Raw genomic sequence first — 17,111 nt, forward strand, 5'->3', positions numbered from 1 at the left:
CTGCATCCGTCTCGATACAGCTTCCGGCACAGCCGGAAGGTTCTCAGTGTTCAGTTGTCGAGCCGCAGCTCAGCGCAGGTATTACCGCTGATCGCGCTTCGGGCCGTCGAATCCGTCATAGCTACGACGGTCGGTACGGCTGCGGAAGCCGCCACCGCTGGTCGAGGCTGCACGGTTGTCGCCGCCTTCGCGGTTTCCCTGGTATCCACCGGAGGAGCGGTTGCCCTGGTAGCCGGTCGAGGGGCGGCTGTCGCGATCGCCGTACGAGCGGTTGTTGTCACGGTTGCCCTGGTATCCACCACCGGAAGAGCGGTTGCCCTGGTATCCGCCGCGGCTCTCGCCGTCACGGTTGCCCTGGTAACCACCCGAAGAGCGGTTTCCTTGGTAGCCGGTCGAGGGGCGGCTGTCGCGGTCTCCGTAGGACGGACGGCTGTCACGGTTGCCCTGGTAACCACCGCTGGAGCGATCACCCTGGTATCCACCGGAAGAGCGGTTGCCCTGGTATCCGCCGCGGCTCTCGCCGTCGCGGCTTCCCTGGTAGCCACCCGAAGAGCGGTTTCCTTGGTAGCCGGTCGAGGGGCGGCTGTCGCGGTTGCCCTGGTAACCACCGCTGGAGCGATCACCCTGGTATCCGCCGCGGCTCTCGCCGTCGCGGTTGCCCTGGTAGCCACCCGAAGAGCGGTTGCCCTGGTATCCACCGGACGAGCGGTTGCCCTGGTAGCCGCCACGGCTTCCACCACGATCACCGAAGGAACGCTCGCCACGAGAAGAGCTCTCGCGCAACGGTTCTCCGGTCGGCTTCTTGGCGCCGGTGATGCGAGCAAGTTCAGCAGAACCCGGGGTGACGGCAACGGCTGCGGCATTGACGCCGGCCATACCGGTCAGACGCTTGAACTGACGCTTCTGGTTCGGCAGCACGATGGCGACAACGGTGCCCTTCTCGCCGGCGCGAGCGGTACGACCAGCGCGGTGCAGGTAGTCCTTGTGGTCGGCCGGGGGATCGACGTGAACGACGAGGTCGATGCCGTCGACGTGGATGCCGCGTGCTGCGACGTCCGTTGCGACGAGGACCGGGGTGCGGCCGTTCTTGAAACGCTCGAGGACGCGGGTGCGCTGGTTCTGTGCCTTGCCGCCGTGAAGCGACTCGGCAGCGATGCCGACTGCGCGGAGGCGGTCGGTGATTCCCTCGCAACCGAGCTTGGTGCGGGCGAACATGATGGTGCGTCCGTCGCGGGCACCGATCTCGGCGAGGACTGAATCCTTCTGTCCACGATCGACGAGGAGGACGTAGTGCTCCATCGTGTCGACGCTTGCGCGGCCGTCTTCGGTGGAGTGGGTGACGTGGTTGGCCAGGAACTGACGAACCAGCGACTGGACCTCACGGTCGAGGGTTGCCGAGAACAGCAGACGCTGTCCGTCTGCGGGGGTCTCACCGAGGATCGAGCGAACCTCGGGCAGGAAGCCCATGTCCGCCATCTGATCGGCTTCGTCGAGTGCGGTGATTTCCACCGAGTCGAGGATGCAGGTGCCCTGACGCAGGTGGTCGCCGAGACGACCCGGCGTTGCGACGAGGACGTCTACGCCGCGGCGAAGCTGATCGACCTGCTTGGCGAACGGCGTTCCACCGACAGCGGGGCGAACCGTGAGTCCGAGTGCTCCGGCGTAGGAGTTGAGGGAGTCGACCACCTGGAAAGCAAGCTCACGGGTGGGGACGAGCACGAGTGCGCGGGGACGCTTGGCGGCCGGGCGATCTTCGTGGCGTGAGAGGCGGGTCAGCATCGGCAGGCCGAAGGCGAGGGTCTTGCCCGATCCGGTCTGTGCGCGGCCGAGAACGTTGGTACCGGCGAGCGCGTCCGGGATGGACTGCGCCTGGATGGGGGACGGGACGGTGATGGAGTTGCGCGCCAATGCGGCAACAAGCTGCTCGGGCAGGCCGATCTCGGCGAAGGTGATACCCGGCTCGGTGGCGACTGCTTCTTCGGCAGCGGGGGTGTTGACGGTGGGGTCTTCGATGTTCTCGGAAGACGACATTTGGACAGCGTTGGTCACGCGGAAACCTCTCCGGACTACGGGCACGTCGCGGAGCGGAAGAAGCCATGCTGAAATACACGACACAGTTCGCAAAGGGACGAGCCAGGGCACATGTCACCTGGCAATCCGAACGCATACTGCGGGGAATTGGGCTGTGTGCCGTTATATGTTGACGGACCACGATGGTGGCCGTGATCCACTCTACGCCACCGGGGACACCGAAGTCAGGTAGCCCCGCCTGTGACCTGCACTACTACACGGGGTTACGCAGGTCAAGACTCAGTATGCGTTGAAAAGCAGTCGAAGTTCGGTGAGCCAGGGCACAGCAACCGCAACCGTGGGAACAACGAGAATCGCGACCGCCCCGAGATACGCAAAAACTGCGATGCGGGGATCTGCGTCGTCGGCCGAGAGGCGCTGCACCCGGATGAGCGTCGACGGACCACCCGCTGCCATTGCCCCGCGGGGTGCCGTCGATCCGGCACACGCGACAAGCGCCCGCGCGAGGGGAGTGGGACCGGTAGCCCGCACGGCTGAATCGTCGGCGAGCAACTCCACCAGTAGCTGCACCGATCCCAGGGCCGACTTGCTACGAACGAAACGGGGGAACGCGTGGTTGACGGCAGTGAAAGCCTCGAGGACCAGATCGTGACGAGCTCGCAGGTGGGAACGCTCGTGCGTCAGGATGGCTTTGACCTCGGCATGATCGAGGTTCTGCAGAGTGCCTTGACTGAGAACCACGCGTTGACGCAGACCTGGCAGGCAGTATGCGATCGGTTCGTCGACGTCCAGTACCCGCAGATCGGGTGTGCGTTCCACCGACGCGGGCATGGCGCAGTCGTCGAGAAGGTCCACCAACACGCGGTGACGTGCACGGCGACGTCGGGTTCTCACAGCGACCTGGATGATCGAGAAGATCAGCTTCGCGCCGATCAGAAGCGTCAGGGCAAAAACAACCACGTACAGAATCCACAGCGGGAGCCCGAGTGCATCGATTTCGGCGGTCGGGGCCGTCGTCGGCCTACCGTCAGTGCCGGGAACGAGCAGCTGGCTGGCAATGGCCAGGCCCGAGCTGAATGCCGACAGCACCGCAGCAATTGCGACGGCTTGCCACAGAACCAACGCCGCGCGTGGAGCGCGGTACGGCCACGTGGAGCGGCTCAGGAGTGCGGGAACCGGACCGGCCAGCAACAAGGCAAGCAGTCCGAAAACCAGTGCAGTAGTGGCGTTCATGTCCTACACATCATGCACGACGAAATCAGTTCGGCCTAGAAATTCCGGGCTGCGCAGCCTTTTTCGCGGACTCGCGCACCTCGAGGGCAGCGAGCGCTTCGCGGAGAGCATCGGCTTCGTCAGCATTGACCTGTCCCACGAAGTGGACGAGTGCCGCGGCGCGACCGCCGGACTCCGGAGCCTGGGCCAGAGCGTCGACCATCAGGCTCGCGACCAGTTCTTCGCGCTTGTTGACGGGAAGATAGCGATGTGCGCGATCGTCACGCTGCTGAATCACCAGATGCTTCTTCGCCAGGCGCTGCAGAACGGTCATTACCGTCGTGTACGCCAATTCGCGATGCGTCGCGAGTGCTTCATGCACCTGTCGCACAGTTTGCGGTTCCGATGTGGACCACAAATGATCCATCACCGCGCGTTCGAGTTCACCTAGACCTGCCATTCTTCGATTCTACGGACTTCCACGACGAAATACGTACTACTGGTAGTAGTAACCACCTCGGTGGGGGTGTGGTATTGGCCATAGTGATCTGCGTGACGGTTACGGTGGTGTGAGACGACGAAAGTCCCGACAATGACGATGCCCGATAATTGCAAGCCAAACAGTCGATCCGCAGAAAGTAGCCGCACGTAGATGACGATCGACAGTTCGCCGGGCACCGAAGAATCGACATCACGGGCGCGGGTAGTCACGCAGAAAGCTGCCGGCATCATCCGTTTCGGCATTCGCGACGCACCGTTGACGGTCGTTCTACTTCTCACCATGTGGATCGTGGGTGCCGCAACCGGCAGCCTCGTTCACGGACCGTCCCGCGATCTCGAGCACACGATCGGTGCCGGAATGGGCTCGATCCAGCACGGCCGCATCTGGACGCCGCTCACGTCCGTGCTGTGGGCAGGAAACCTGCTCGGGTACCTCGGCGCGACCGTGCTCCTGATCGCAGTCGCCGCACCCCTCGAACGCCGAATGGGAACGATCAAGCTTGCGATCGCCGGCGCAAGCACTCAAATCTTGGGAGTCCTGCTCGGGCTCGGCTGGGCGTCGTTTGCGAAGGTGTTCGATTCCAGTTGGGGATTCCGCCTCCACGTGGGCTCCGCGGTCGGAGCCAGTGCATGGATCGTCGGCGCTGCGATGGCCGCCAGCTCGAACATGGGCACCCTGTGGCGCCGTCGCATTCGCGTCGGAACTTTGGCGTTGACGATCACTTTGGCCTTGTTCAGTGGTCAGCTGCAAGACGTCATCCGATTCTTTGCCGCTGTGGTGGGTTTGGTGATCGGTCAGTGGATCGTCGGACGATCGGCGCGCGGTGAGCGCATCGCCGGGACACAGCGAGAGGGTCGCGTCCTGGTCGCCATCGTCGTCGCGGCGAGTGCGATCGGCCCGATGATCGCCGCATTGTCCCCGCAGGCGGTCGGCCCACTCGCGGTCCTCCGTGACCTCTTCCGCGGAGTTCCCTGGACTGTCGCCGAGGTTCGAGAACTGTGCGAGGAGTCCTCGTCGGATCCGGACTGCCGACGAGGACTCCTCGAGCTCAGACTCTCCGGTATCGGCCCGACTCTGCTCTCGCTGATGCCGTCGATCTTCGTTCTCGTGTTGAGTGACGGGCTCCGTCGTGGCCGCAGATTCGCCTGGATTGCGACAGTGTGTGCTCAGGTAGTCCTACTCGTCCTCTCGATCGGGAACTTCGTCATCAGGTTCGTCGACGCCGTCGACAGTGACAGCTTGTTCTACGGAATCAGCGATCCGAACGTGTACCGAACTCTGGTGCCGTTCCTGACACCGCTCTTCGTACTGATCCTGCTGATCGCGACACGTCGATACTTCGACGTCGCGGCCCCGGCCAAGACATACCGACGTCTCGGTGCTGCGATCGTGACCTTGCTCGCGGTCCTCGCCGTGATCTACGTCGGCGGCGGAATGCTCGCCAGGCACGGGTTCGATCGCGAGCCCACTGTAACGATGTTGCTCGCGGACTTCCCTCAGCGCCTTGTACCGCCCGTGTACCTGCAGTTGATCGATCCGCGTCTGCTTCCCGTGGACATCGAGTCGACGTTGCTCTTCGAGTGGACCGGCGTCGTGTTCTGGGGCGTCGCCGCCGTGTTGGTGTTCGTGAGTTTCCTCAAGCCGGTCAAGACCGCCGATCCCAAAGCCGCCGAACGAGCGCGATCCATGTTGATCGCCGGTACCGGCAGCCCGTTGTCCTGGATGACGACGTGGAAGGGAAACACATACTGGTTCAGCGCGGACGGTTCGAGTTACGTCGCGTATCGCGTCATCGCCGGTGTTGCTCTCACAACCGGTGATCCGGTCGGTCCTCCAGATCGCATGCGCACGGCGATCGAGGAGTTTGCCGAGTTCGCTTCGTCGAACGGTTGGATTCCCTGCTTCTATTCAGTGACCGACGACGCCCGAAGCATCACTGATTCCATGGGCTGGAGCGGCCTGCAGGTCGCCGAGGAAACCGTGCTCGACCTCGGACAGGTCGCGTTCACAGGAAAGCGGTTCCAGGATGTGCGAACAGCACTGAACCGGGCGAAGAAGTCCGGGATCACGGCCGAGTGGATTTCCTTCCCTCATGCACCTCTCGCGATCAAGGATCAGATAGTTGCGATCTCGGAGGAATGGGTGGCGGACAAGGGGATGCCCGAGATGGGATTCACCCTCGGCGGACTCGACGAGGTCGACGACGAACAAGTGCGGTGCCTGATCGCCGTCGACGAGGATCGCACCGTGCACGGTGTCACGTCGTGGCTACCGGTGCACCGCGACGGCAAAGTCGTCGGGTGGACACTCGACTTCATGAGGCGACGCTCCGAAGGATTCCGTCCCGCGATGGAGTTCCTCATCGCCTCCGCTGCACTGAAATTGGAGGAGGAGGGCGTCGAGTTCCTCAGTCTGTCCGGTGCACCGTTGGCAACAATCGCCGGTGACTCCGAGAGGAATGCGAACGAACCGGAGGCCACGACTTTCTCGGCGATGATGGACAGCGTGCTCGACCTACTCGGTCGCACCCTGGAACCGGTGTACGGATTTCGTTCGCTGTTGGCCTTCAAATCGAAGTTCCAGCCTCGGTACGTGCCGATGCACATGACTTTCGCCGATCCAGCCGCGTTGCCGAGCATCGGGAACGCGGTCGGACGGGCGTACCTGCCGACCGTGACGATCGGTCAAGGATTCAAACTTGTTCGGACGATTCTGGGTCGCTGATTCGCGATCGTCACGCAGGCTTTGCCGGCCCGCCGACGGCGCCGAACACGTGCCGGGTACCGATCGGAACGATCAGCGGCCGATCCGAGACGGGATCGTCGATGACCGCAGCTTCGAGACCGAACACCTCGAGCAGAAGTTCCGCGGAAATGATGTCCTTGGGGACACCAGAAGCGACGACGGCGCCGTCGCGCATCACGATCAGATGATCGCTGTATCTGACCGCGAGATTGAGGTCGTGCAGCACCATCACCACGGTGCGCCCCATTTCCTCGTGGAGTTGATCCACCAGGTCGAGGACTTCCATCGAGTGCGCGAGGTCCAGATAGGTAGTCGGTTCGTCGAGAAGCAGAATGTCGGTTCCCTGGGCGAGAGCCATCGAGATCCAGGCTCGCTGGCGCTGACCGCCGGACAATTGATCGACGGGTCGATCGGCGAGATCCGAGACACCGGTCAGCTCCAGCGCTTCGGCGACCTCGCCCTCGTCGTCCGCGGACCACTGCCTGATCCACGACTGGTGCGGGTGGCGCCCACGTGAGACCAGATCGGCGACGGTGAGTCCTTCGGGCGCAACTGGAGTCTGGGGGAGCATTCCGAGCACCCGTGCGACTTCCTTGGTCTTCATCGAACTGATCGCCTTGCCGTCCAGGACAACCGATCCGCCCTTGGGCTTGAGCAGACGACCGAGCGCACGCAGGAGCGTCGACTTGCCGCAACCGTTGGGGCCGATGACCGTCGTGATCACGCCGGTAGGGATCTCGAGATCGAGTCCGTCGACGATGATGCGGTCCCCGTACCCGAGCGTCAGGTTCTTGGCGACGAGACGCGAAGGAGTATCGGTGGACTGGGCGATGGTGGTCATGCTGTGACCTTCCGATTGTTACGAACCAACAGGTAGAGCAGGAACGGACCACCCAGTGCGGAAGTCACGATTCCGACGGGGAGTTCCACAGGCAGAATTGTTCGAGCGATGACGTCGCTGCCGACCACCAGTACAGCACCGGTCAGCGCGGACGCCACGATGGGCGGGCCGGCAGAGCGCACCAGACGCATGGCGACCTGTGGCGCAGCCAGGGCGACAAAGCCGACCGGACCTGCTGCGGCGGTTGCGATGGCGGCCAGCGCCACGGCGGAGAGCAACAGTTTGGCCTGCGATGATTGCAAGCGAACACCGAGAGAGGTGGCGTTGTCGTCGCCCAACCGCAGCGCTCCCATGGTGAACGAAGCGATCACCGCGTAGCCGCCGACTACCGCGACAGCGATGGCTACCGGCCACATCTGATTCCAGGTGGCACCGTTGAGCGAACCGTTGAGCCACACCTGTGCGCGGGAAGCATCGTTGATGTCCGCCGAGATGAGAAGCCATCCCGTCGCTGCCACGAGCATGGCGTTGATGCCGATGCCGATCAGGATGAGGCGGAACCCCTCGACGCCTTTTCGCCATGCGAGGGCGTAGATCACCACAGCTGTCAGCAGACCGCCACACAGTGCAGCCAACGGAATCCCCAGTGTGGCAAGCAGTCCCACGAACGAGCCACCCCCGCCGAGTACGATGAGAGCGACCGCGGCAGCACTCGATCCAGCCGTGATTCCGAGGATGTCGGGGCTGGCGAGGGCGTTGCGAGCGATCGTCTGGGTGACCGCACCGGCAATGCCGAGTGCCATACCGATGAAGAGTGCGGTGAGCGATCGAGGAAGTCGGAGGTCGAAGACGATCAGGTTCTGTGTCTTGCTTCCATTACCGAGCAGGACCGAAATGACATCGGGGATCGAGATCGGATAGTCGCCCCGTCCGATGTTGATGCAGAGCAGAAGGAAGAGTGCGACCGCGAGCGCAATGCACACCGACACCGCGAGTGGACGGTAGACCAGCGAGAATCCACCGATACGAATCGACTTACGTGAGGGGACGGTCCGGGGGAGTACCCGGAGTTCTTGCTTGAGCGTCACAGACTTGCCAACTTCCTGCGGCGTACGAGAGCGATGAAGAACGGGGCGCCGAAGAGGGCCAGGATGATTCCGACCTGCAACTCGCCGGGGCGCACGACTACGCGACCGATGATGTCCGCGGTGATCAGCATGACCGCACCGAGCAAGCCCGCGTACGGGACCAGCCAGCGGTAGTCGGGTCCGGTGATGGCCCGGGCCACGTGGGGGACCACCAATCCGATGAACGCGATAGGTCCACACGCTGCGGTCGCGGCGCCGGTCAGCAGGGTGATCGCGATGATGCCGAGTGTGCGACTGAACGCGATGTTCGTTCCCAACGCTTTTGCGACGTCTTCACCCAGGCTGAGGACATTGAGACCAGGCGTACTCGCCAGGGCGATGACCAAACCGAGTATCAGGAAGGGGAGGACCTGCCAGAGAACGTCGAACCCGCGACCGGACACCGACCCGACTACCCAGAAACGGTAGGCGTCCAGACTGGTCTGGTCGAGGATGATCACGGCATTGGTCATGGCTTGCAGGAAGAACGCGACGGCTGCGCCCGCCAGAGCCAGACTCAGAGGACTCGCGCCGCCGTTTCCGATGGAGGACAAGCCGAAGACGACGATGCTGGCGACGAACGAGCCTGCAAACGCGAACCAGAGGTACTGACTCGGGGCGGTGAAGCCGAAGAGATAGATCGCCATGACTACGAAGAAAGCCGCGCCGGCGTTGAGGCCGAGTAGTCCGGCATCTGCCAACGGGTTACGCGTGTGTCCCTGAATCAGGGCGCCGGCGATACCGAGTGCGATGCCGACGACAAGACCCAGGATGGTCCGCGGAGCGCGCAACGTTCGCACGATGATGTCCGTCTGGGTGCCGTCCGAACTGAAGATGGCGTGGAAGATCTCGGCAAACGTCAGCGGACGTGCGCCCACCGCGATGCTCGCGAGCATGACGAGCGCGAGAAGAACCGTGAGCACCGCGAGACCGATCAGCCGGCGTCGACGAGTTGCCCCGACGCTGTTGTCGCGCGCGAGTTCCTCGAACCCTTCTTCGCGCGCCGTGCTTTCACGGACCACCTCGATACCGGTTCGATCGAACGGCCTGCGCAGAGCTCGGCGAACACCGATGGGCTGCTTTGTCTTCGCGTCACGCGTGACCAGACCTACCCATCCCTTTCCCGAGGTCCGGCCTGTGGCACCTTCGCGGAATCCCAGGTTCCACACGAGGAGACCAACGGCAATGGCTATTGCCGTCCCACCGAATACTGCGCGGTCGGCTTCGCCGCCACCGTTCTCGTCTCGGAGCGACTGAACGACGTACCAGCCGACGAGCAACGGAAGCAGGAACACCCCCGCGTCGAAAATCCCAGCTAGAACACGCATTCGGACAGGAGCCGGGCCGCGCGGCACTATGCGCCGTCCGTACGTCTCGCTGGGTCCTCGGGGATGTCCGTTCCCGAGCGGTTTGATCATCGTCACTGGCGGTTCGAGCTCCTGGTCTTTGTGCGCAGGGAATTCGCATCTTAGGTTACGGAACCCTATGTGGGTGTGCTCCCTGCGGGGCAAGTTCCTGTGAATATGCGGTGCCCAGCGTCACAGTTCTTTACTCTTGAATTATGGTGAGGCTAACCTACATTAAGAACCACAAGACAACTTCGGCCGATTGGAGTGCACGGTGACAATCACCTTGACCACCCAGCATGCGGATGTTCGTGAATTCGAACTCCGGTCGAACGCATTGAGCCGCACCAGCGTTCGCCTACGAGCACTCAACCCTGACTACCCGCGCGTCTACGCGGTTGCCGCCATGTCAGGTGAAGGCAAACGGCGTTGGTGGCAGTTGAGTGAAGGCTTGTGCGGGGATCGGGTGCATCAGATGTTCGCCCGCTCGCTCCAGGATCTCGACAGTGCCGAAGCTGCGGCGATACAGGTCGCAACATCACTGATTCACGCTGTGGTCGGCAGGGTTGCCGCATCGATCGTCTCCGAAGGTGCCGCTTGGGATCCAGGCCTCGAGAACCTGTTCATCCACATGGACAGCGACGGCGGTATCGACTGGGCCGGGGTGATCGACGAAACTCTGCGCGTTGCGCCGAACGGACGGGAGTCCGGCAGTGACGGCGTCGTCGACATGCCGTGCGAAGAAGCGCTCCTCGTCTGGACCGCGCACCGTTGCCTGACCTCGCTACGGGCGATCTACGACGCCGTCTCCAGGTGTGCGCCCGTCGACCAGTTCAGATTCTGGGGCTTGGTAGGGGAGTCGATCCTAGGCGCAGCGGCATATGTCCCCATCTTGGCCGGCGGGGGCGAATCAGCCGCTCAGCGCCGCGGGCAGGGGCTGCTGGACGCTTTTGTCGCCGCCGGACTGCCCGTGCGTGCACGCCGTAAGGTCTCGCTGCGTCCTCGTTGGAACCAGTTCGACGAAGGGCTTGCTAAATTAGGTCAGCCTTGCCTATGATTGTGGAACACCGCGCGGAGAGCTACACCCCGCGAGAGTGACGAAACTGCCGGACCGCGCCGGAGTCCTGAGGGCTGCAGAGACTCCCGGTCCTCCCCACGGCGGGTTTCACATCGAATGATGTGAAACCCGCCGGTTCTTTTTCCAGACCTGATTCCAAGCTCGAGTTACCTCTCGTGTAATCAGGTAGGGAGTGGCAGCCACACCGGCGCCAGAGAATCACAGATGGAGATGGCATGGTCGACACTGCTGAGACCGCAGAGATGATGAAACGGCTCGGAACGGGCTTCGACGCCACCATCGGCCTGGAATACACCGAACTGAGCCCAGATCGCGTGCGGGCGCAATGGACCGTCAAGCCCACGCTGCACCAGCCCGCCGGGATTCAGCACGGGGGTGTGTACTGCTCGGTCGTGGAGTCACTCGCCAGCGTCGGTGGCACCGTGTGGCTGGGTGAGCGAGGACACGTGGTCGGAGTCAACAACAACACCGACTTCCTGCGCGCAACGCGGGAGGGCACTCTCACCGCTGAAGCCACCCCGATTCATCGCGGACGCACCCAGCAACTCTGGGAAGTTCGCATCACCGACGAGAACGACCGACTCGTTTCCAAGGGACAGGTTCGCCTCGCGAACATCACCGAGGTGGCGAAGATCGGAAACTGACAACACGGCAGTCGATCGAATGACGGAGGGCGGCTGTGGAGTTGAACTCCACAACCGCCCTCCGCCGGTCACTCAGGTGTTGATCAGCCGGCGGCCTTCTGCTGCTTGCCGGCAGCCTTCTTGGCTTCGCCATTCGAAGCGCTGCCGGACTCCGTCGCTTCCTTGTTCTTCTTCTCCAACTCGCCCATCGCGTTTCGCGCGAAGACCTGCTGCTCGGTGGACGCCATCTGAGCACGGCCACGCCCGAAGAACGTCACCGCCCACGACAAAAGCGTCGAGGCACGGGAACGGAATCCGACGAGGTAGAGGAGGTGAATTGCCAGCCAGGCAACCCACCCGATGAAGCCGCTGATCTCGAGCTTGCCCACCTTGGCTACCGCGCTGAAGCGCGAGATCGTTGCCATACTGCCCTTGTCGAAGTACTTGAACGGAACTCGTTCCGACGGGGACTTGCCGTCCAGTGACGCTTTGATCTGCTTGGCCGCGTACTTGCCACCCTGCATGGCAACCTGAGCCAATCCGGGCAGCTTGTCGAGCGACATCATGTCGCCGATGACAAAGACGTTGGGGTGCCCGGGCAGAGACAAGTCGGGATTGACCATGACGCGGCCGGCGCGGTCGGTTTCTCCGCCGCTCTGTTCTGCGAGCTGCTTGCCGAGGGGGCTGGCCTGCACGCCGGCGGACCACACCTTGCACTGCGACTCGATACGGCGAAGCGTGCCGTCCTTCTCCTTGATGATCAGACCGTCGTTGTCCACGTCGGTGACCATCGCGTCGAGCTGGATCTCGACGCCGAGCTTCTCGAGCGTCTCGGCAGCCTTGCGGCTGAGCTTCCCGCCGTACACGGGCAACACGGCAGGGGCGCCGTCGAGGAGCACGACGCGCGCTTCACGAGGATCGATCTTGCGGAACGCGCCGTCCAGCGTTCGACGGGAAAGCTCGGCGATCTGCCCGGCCAACTCCACGCCGGTGGGGCCGGCGCCGACAACGACGAAGGTGAGCAAGCGCGCACGCTCGGCGGGATCGTCCGACAGTTCGGCCTGTTCGAAGGCCCCAAGGATTCGTCCGCGCAGTTCGAGGGCGTCGTCGATCGTTTTCATTCCGGGGGCGAACTCCGCGAACTGGTCGTTGCCGAAGTACGACTGACCGGCACCGGCTGCCACGATCAGACTGTCGAACGGCGTAACAGTGACGCGTTCGAGCAGGCGCGAGGTCACGGTCTGATTCTCGAGATCAATGGTCTCGACCTCACCGAGCAGTACCTGTGCGTTCTTCTGCTTGCGCAGCACCAGTCTCGTGGCGGGAGCGATGTCACCGACCGAGAGGATGCCCGTCGCAACCTGATAGAGGAGCGGCTGAAACAGATGGTGGGTTGTACGCGCGATCATCGTGATGTCGGCATCGGCTTTTTTGAGAGCCTGAGTGCCGAACAATCCTCCGAAGCCGGAACCGATCACCACTACGCGGTGGCGGTGCGGTTCAACCGACTGGATGCTCATTCCGTACTCCTCGAGTTCTAGGCGACAGTCCTACGGTAGTCCCACCGCGGCCGAGCTTCTCTGCGAGCAGTCCGACGCGCGCCGGTGTGTCCGAATCGATCAAGCGGCCTCGAGGGTGATCACTCCCGAGGTGATCGGCTTGGCCGGACCCCGGGGTGATCACCACTTTGTCGAGGTGTCAGCTACTGGCGGACGGACAAGATGAACAGTGCGATGCACCCGCCGACGAAAACCAGGATCGACAGGGCCACCGAGGCATACCCGACACCCACTCCAATTGCTGCCCAGTCCATGTGCCCAACCTCTCTTACGGTGTAATCCGGGATTCAGATCACATCTGCCTAGAGACATCACACCTCATCCGTCCCAACTTTCGAAACCCGGCACGCCCAACCGTTGACATGCAAGTAAATGCTTGCATATTGTGAAGTTGTGAACGACCGGATGAATGCAGCCTTCAAAGCACTGGCCGATCCCACACGAAGGCTTCTCCTGGACCGCTTGTTCGTAGCCAACGGTCAGTCGCTCGGCGAGCTGTGCGACAGCCTCGACATGAGTCGGCAAGCTGTCACTCAACACCTCACCATGCTCGAGGACGCCAATCTGATCAGCACGGTCCGACAGGGGAGGGCGAAGCTTCACTATCTCAATCCCGTTGCGCTCGAGGAGATTCGAGAGCGGTGGATCAACAAGTTCGAGGTACCGCGCCTTCATGCGCTCAGTACCGTCAAAAAAATCGCGGAGGAAGCCATGGCCGACAAGCCCAGTTTTGTGTACGTCACCTACATTGCGAGCACGGCGGACAACGTCTGGAAAGCGCTCACCGACGCACAGGCCACCGCAGAGTATTGGGGACACAGCAACGTCTCCGACTGGCAGCCGGGATCGACCTGGGAGCACCGCCGGATCGACGGTTCGAACATTGCCGATGTAGTCGGCACCGTAGTCGAGAGCAACCCTCCGTCGAGGTTGGTCACCACCTGGGCTGATCCGAACGGCGAACCGGGCGTCGACATCTCTCGGGTGAGTTTCGACATCGAAGCCTTCGGCGCGATCGTGCGACTGACCGTCAAGCACACCGATTTGGCGGACGAATCGGCTCGCAAGGAGGTGGCCGGTGGATGGTCGGCGGTGTTGTCGAACCTGAAGTCCTACCTCGAAACCGGAAGCACTCTTCCGGTGGCGCCGTGGGAGATGCCGGCCGGCTGACGGTGATGGAACAGGACAAACGTGCTCCCTGTGCTGGAGGGAATTGTCGTACTCCCGTCCGAATTGCCGGCCCAGTCCGGTCTCAACTTCGCATAAGAACCAAATTTCGGCGGGTTCAGTCTGTAAAGTTGCCGGAAGGATGCTAGCGTTTTGCCCGACATCGAGTGAGGACGACCTCGTCTCGGACGCATGGGAGAAACACTATGGGCGACGACGCTTTTCAGAATGTTCCGGTTGATCGACGCAAGTTCGTCAAGACAGTTCTAGCGGCCTCGGCGGTAACTGTGCCCGTCGTGACGTCGATCAGCCTCGGTGGTGCGGCGCCGGCCTTCGCAGCCGGAGACACGCCGAATCTCTCCGGAGCGCCAAGTCGTGGCCAGCAGAACCCGAATCAACCAGGCGGCGAACAACCAGGCGGGAATCAGCCCGGTGGCCATACTCCGGGAGGTAACCAGCCGGGCGGAAACGAGCCGGGCAACCCCGGATCATCGGGAAGTTCGGGATCGTCAGGCAGTTCGGGTAGTTCCGGGAGTTCGGGATCGTCTGGAAGTTCCACAGGTTCCGGATCAACCGGTAGCTCTTCAGGTTCCGGTGGAACGACGACGGCTAAGCCGACCGGGCCGACTGTGCCGACGGAGCCGACCGTCCCGACTGTGCCAACCGTACCGACAGTGCCAACCACTCGCACCGAGCCGACCTTCCCGACCCCTCCGACCCAGCCGACGAATCCCACGGAACCTACGTAGCCGACACGACGCGACTGGTTCCGAGGGGGAACACCGACGATGACAGAGTTCGATGTCGCGCTACACCGCGCTCTGAAGAAGTTTCAGAGCGCGGGGTCCGTTCAGGTGAAGGAGACTCCGCCGCACGGAGAACCGGCCGATCTGACTGTCGCGATCGCGACCTACGACGATTTCGACGGCGCGTACTTCACGATCCACTCGATCTTGGTCCATCATCGCGAGGTTCTGGACAGAGTCGAATTCGTCTTGTTGGACAACAACCCCGAGGGGTTGCCGGCGCCGATGCTCGAATCGTTTGCCGGTTACATCGATCGGTTCCGCTACATCCCGTTCACCGACGTTCGATCGACTGCGGTGCGGGACGTCCTGTTCCGCAAGGCCACCGGAAAGTATGTCCTTGTCCTCGACTCTCACGTGATCTTGGCACCGGGATCGTTGTCGGCGTTGCTGGCGTATTTCGATGCGGACCCGGAAACCGACGATCTGATCCAGGGACCGATGCTCTCCCAGGATTCCTCGCACATCGCGGCCACCCACATGGACCCCAAGTGGCGCAACGGGATGTTCGGTTCGTGGGGAGTTGATTCGCGCGCGAAGCAACACCCTGACGTGCCTTTCGAGATCGTCATGCAGGGCCTCGGCTCATTTGCCTGCAGGCGTGAGGCATGGCCGGGATTGAACTCGCACTTCACCGGATTCGGCGGTGAAGAGGGATACATCCACGAGAAGTTCCGGATCAACGGCGGCAAGGTCGTCTGCCTTCCGGCCTTCGGTTGGCACCATCGGTTCGAGCGCCCGGCCGGCGTCCCGTATCGAATAAACTGGGAAGATCGTGTTCACAATTACCTGCTCGGTTGGAGTGAGGTCGGATGGGATCTCGACTCACTCCATCGTCAGTTCTCCAGGTACCTCGGTGATTCGTATCCCGAGATTCGTCGCCGTGCCGAGCTGAGCGTCCAGAGACCCGAGTTGGTCTTCGGTGGGGTGGTCGTTCTCAGCGACGACGGCCGAGTCGCTCCGTGGCGTTCATGCCTGGCGGAGGCCGAGTCGATCGAACTGACCGTTCACCGTGCCCTTCCGGCGGAGGACGACGCTCCGGATGGGTGGAGGACTGCGTCTGCGTTCGTCGCCGGAATCGACAAGGCCATTCTGTTGGCGTGGAAATCGGTAGTTTTTCTGGACGAGATTCGCGTGATCGAACCCGCGGTTATGTACAAGCTACGGAACATCGTCGACGACCTCCCGGCCGAGGCCGATACGGCTGTCATCCACGCACACGGCGAAGATCTGGTCGGAGCTGCACTGATTGTTCGCGCGGCGACATACGGAACTTTGCGAGACGAACTCTCACGAAGGATCAACGGACCCGTGCCGTCCGACTTCTCACTGGCGGCTTATCTGCTCGAGCGAGGCGCAGTCGACGTTGTGCTCGATCGCCCACTGTCGCCTGTCCGAGTAGGGGGAGAACCCAACCCCGTTGTCGAGGATTCTGAGTCGGACCTCGGTGTTGCCGTCGTGAATCTCGATCTCGACATCGACAGATGGAAAGCGTCCTGGCATAGATTCATTCGCTTACCGCGCGTAACAGCGGTGGAAAGAGTGTCGGCTTTCGAGGACGCGATGAATCAGGACGCGGCCTTTGCCGTCTCGTGGCGTCGTGCGCTCGCTCGGGCGACTGAGAAGGGCTGGGATTCGGTCCTCATCGCTGCTGACGACGTCAGTTTGCTGGATGCCGCCGCATCGATCCTTGGCCATGCCCGCGAAGAGTTGGATCACGGCGATTGGGACGTCGTCCACCTCGGACACGACCCGAAATCGAGGGACGGAGCTCTGCTCGACGGTTCGGCACTCTTGCGCACCAGTCCTGAGAACCGTGGAGTCCACGCCGTTCTCGTACATTCACGCGCCTTCGAGCGAATTCTCGACGAGATTGCGGATCCGGAGTCAGATCCCGAAGCATTCGGACAATGGGCGGGTCACTACCGAACTCTGGGCGACTACCTGGTGGATGCGAGTGCCGGGGGAGCGCTCACGTGCCTGACGCTGTCGCCCGGCATCGCCTCCACACGCAGCCTGATTCGTTCGGGCGCAATCGAATCCGAATACTCACGACGCTTCGCACTGTGAGACC

Annotated in this window: 13 protein-coding genes; 5 read left to right on the forward strand and 8 right to left on the reverse strand. The window is 62.5% G+C overall.

What is annotated here, in order from left to right; genetic code table 11:
• Nucleotides 1-81 precede the first annotated feature (81 nt).
• From EHW12_RS15080 to EHW12_RS15090, 3 genes are all read right to left on the reverse strand, one after another.
• The gene (locus EHW12_RS15080; RefSeq protein ID WP_064688200.1) at nucleotides 82-2,049 is read right to left on the reverse strand and encodes a DEAD/DEAH box helicase; all 1,968 of its coding nucleotides are present in this window, start codon (nucleotides 2,047-2,049) and stop codon (nucleotides 82-84) included.
• A gap of 261 nt (nucleotides 2,050-2,310) precedes the next feature.
• On the reverse strand, nucleotides 2,311-3,264 hold the full coding sequence (locus EHW12_RS15085; protein ID WP_007730909.1) for a M56 family metallopeptidase: 954 nt from the start codon (nucleotides 3,262-3,264) through the stop codon (nucleotides 2,311-2,313).
• Between the two features lie 25 nt (nucleotides 3,265-3,289).
• Nucleotides 3,290-3,703 carry a BlaI/MecI/CopY family transcriptional regulator gene (locus tag EHW12_RS15090; RefSeq protein ID WP_003944876.1) on the reverse strand — a complete coding sequence of 138 codons (414 nt, stop codon included), beginning with the start codon at nucleotides 3,701-3,703 and terminating at the stop codon, nucleotides 3,290-3,292.
• A 192-nt stretch (nucleotides 3,704-3,895) separates the two neighbouring features.
• Here EHW12_RS15090 and EHW12_RS15095 point away from each other — a divergent pair, with 192 nt between their 5' ends.
• Complete coding sequence (locus tag EHW12_RS15095; RefSeq protein ID WP_064114335.1) at nucleotides 3,896-6,469, forward strand: phosphatidylglycerol lysyltransferase domain-containing protein; 2,574 nt, start codon at nucleotides 3,896-3,898, stop codon at nucleotides 6,467-6,469.
• Between the two features lie 10 nt (nucleotides 6,470-6,479).
• On the opposite strand, the gene EHW12_RS15100 is transcribed toward EHW12_RS15095, so the two are convergent.
• From EHW12_RS15100 to EHW12_RS15110, 3 genes are read right to left on the reverse strand one after another with little or no spacing between them, the layout of a single operon-like run.
• Entirely contained in the window at nucleotides 6,480-7,331 is an 852-nt protein-coding gene (locus tag EHW12_RS15100; RefSeq protein WP_003945031.1) for an ABC transporter ATP-binding protein, read from the reverse strand.
• Nucleotides 7,328-8,419 (reverse strand): iron chelate uptake ABC transporter family permease subunit, encoded by a 1,092-nt coding sequence (locus EHW12_RS15105; RefSeq protein ID WP_003944960.1) that lies wholly within the window; start codon nucleotides 8,417-8,419, stop codon nucleotides 7,328-7,330. The genes EHW12_RS15100 and EHW12_RS15105 overlap by 4 nt, the downstream gene beginning before the upstream one ends.
• A complete protein-coding gene (locus EHW12_RS15110) occupies nucleotides 8,416-9,876 on the reverse strand; it encodes an iron ABC transporter permease (protein WP_073512408.1) in 1,461 nt (486 codons plus the stop codon). Before EHW12_RS15110 ends, EHW12_RS15105 begins: the two co-directional genes overlap by 4 nt.
• A 202-nt stretch (nucleotides 9,877-10,078) precedes the next feature.
• On the opposite strand from EHW12_RS15110, the gene EHW12_RS15115 reads away from it, so the two are divergent.
• Together EHW12_RS15115 and EHW12_RS15120 are read left to right on the forward strand one after the other, a co-directional pair.
• Nucleotides 10,079-10,861: a hypothetical protein gene (locus tag EHW12_RS15115; RefSeq protein WP_003944809.1), complete on the forward strand. Its 783-nt coding sequence runs from the start codon at nucleotides 10,079-10,081 to the stop codon at nucleotides 10,859-10,861.
• A 236-nt stretch (nucleotides 10,862-11,097) separates the two neighbouring features.
• Nucleotides 11,098-11,526: a PaaI family thioesterase gene (locus EHW12_RS15120; RefSeq protein WP_003945020.1), complete on the forward strand. Its 429-nt coding sequence runs from the start codon at nucleotides 11,098-11,100 to the stop codon at nucleotides 11,524-11,526.
• 83 nt (nucleotides 11,527-11,609) lie between these two features.
• Here the strand turns inward: EHW12_RS15120 and EHW12_RS15125 are convergent, their stop codons facing one another.
• Nucleotides 11,610-13,025, reverse strand: coding sequence for an NAD(P)/FAD-dependent oxidoreductase (locus EHW12_RS15125; RefSeq protein ID WP_003944885.1), 1,416 nt, complete (start codon nucleotides 13,023-13,025; stop codon nucleotides 11,610-11,612).
• A gap of 411 nt (nucleotides 13,026-13,436) precedes the next feature.
• On the opposite strand from EHW12_RS15125, the gene EHW12_RS15130 reads away from it, so the two are divergent.
• Nucleotides 13,437-14,234, forward strand: a complete 798-nt coding sequence (locus EHW12_RS15130; protein WP_125051065.1) for a metalloregulator ArsR/SmtB family transcription factor — start codon at nucleotides 13,437-13,439, stop codon at nucleotides 14,232-14,234.
• A gap of 421 nt (nucleotides 14,235-14,655) precedes the next feature.
• Here EHW12_RS15130 and EHW12_RS15135 read toward each other — a convergent pair whose 3' ends face one another.
• Nucleotides 14,656-14,967: a hypothetical protein gene (locus tag EHW12_RS15135; protein WP_125051067.1), complete on the reverse strand. Its 312-nt coding sequence runs from the start codon at nucleotides 14,965-14,967 to the stop codon at nucleotides 14,656-14,658.
• 52 nt (nucleotides 14,968-15,019) lie between these two features.
• Between EHW12_RS15135 and EHW12_RS15140 the strand changes: the two genes are divergently transcribed.
• The gene (locus EHW12_RS15140; RefSeq protein WP_125051069.1) at nucleotides 15,020-17,107 is read left to right on the forward strand and encodes a glycosyltransferase; all 2,088 of its coding nucleotides are present in this window, start codon (nucleotides 15,020-15,022) and stop codon (nucleotides 17,105-17,107) included.
• Nucleotides 17,108-17,111: the final 4 nt, after the last annotated feature.

It is taken from the genome of Rhodococcus sp. NJ-530, assembly GCF_003860625.1.
Lineage (GTDB): Bacteria > Actinomycetota > Actinomycetes > Mycobacteriales > Mycobacteriaceae > Rhodococcus_F > Rhodococcus_F qingshengii.

Excerpts from the sequence above, each read along its gene's own strand:
- EHW12_RS15125 (WP_003944885.1), bottom strand. The coding sequence starts at position 13,025 with ATGAGCATCCAGTCGGTTGAACCGCACCGCCACCGCGTAGTGGTGATC.
- EHW12_RS15110 (WP_073512408.1), bottom strand. The coding sequence starts at position 9,876 with ATGATCAAACCGCTCGGGAACGGACATCCCCGAGGACCCAGCGAGACG.
- EHW12_RS15090 (WP_003944876.1), bottom strand. The coding sequence starts at position 3,703 with ATGGCAGGTCTAGGTGAACTCGAACGCGCGGTGATGGATCATTTGTGG.
- EHW12_RS15095 (WP_064114335.1), top strand. The coding sequence starts at position 3,896 with ATGACGATCGACAGTTCGCCGGGCACCGAAGAATCGACATCACGGGCG.
- EHW12_RS15140 (WP_125051069.1), top strand. The coding sequence starts at position 15,020 with ATGACAGAGTTCGATGTCGCGCTACACCGCGCTCTGAAGAAGTTTCAG.
- EHW12_RS15100 (WP_003945031.1), bottom strand. The coding sequence starts at position 7,331 with ATGACCACCATCGCCCAGTCCACCGATACTCCTTCGCGTCTCGTCGCC.
- EHW12_RS15085 (WP_007730909.1), bottom strand. The coding sequence starts at position 3,264 with ATGAACGCCACTACTGCACTGGTTTTCGGACTGCTTGCCTTGTTGCTG.
- EHW12_RS15120 (WP_003945020.1), top strand. The coding sequence starts at position 11,098 with ATGGTCGACACTGCTGAGACCGCAGAGATGATGAAACGGCTCGGAACG.
- EHW12_RS15130 (WP_125051065.1), top strand. The coding sequence starts at position 13,437 with ATGCTTGCATATTGTGAAGTTGTGAACGACCGGATGAATGCAGCCTTC.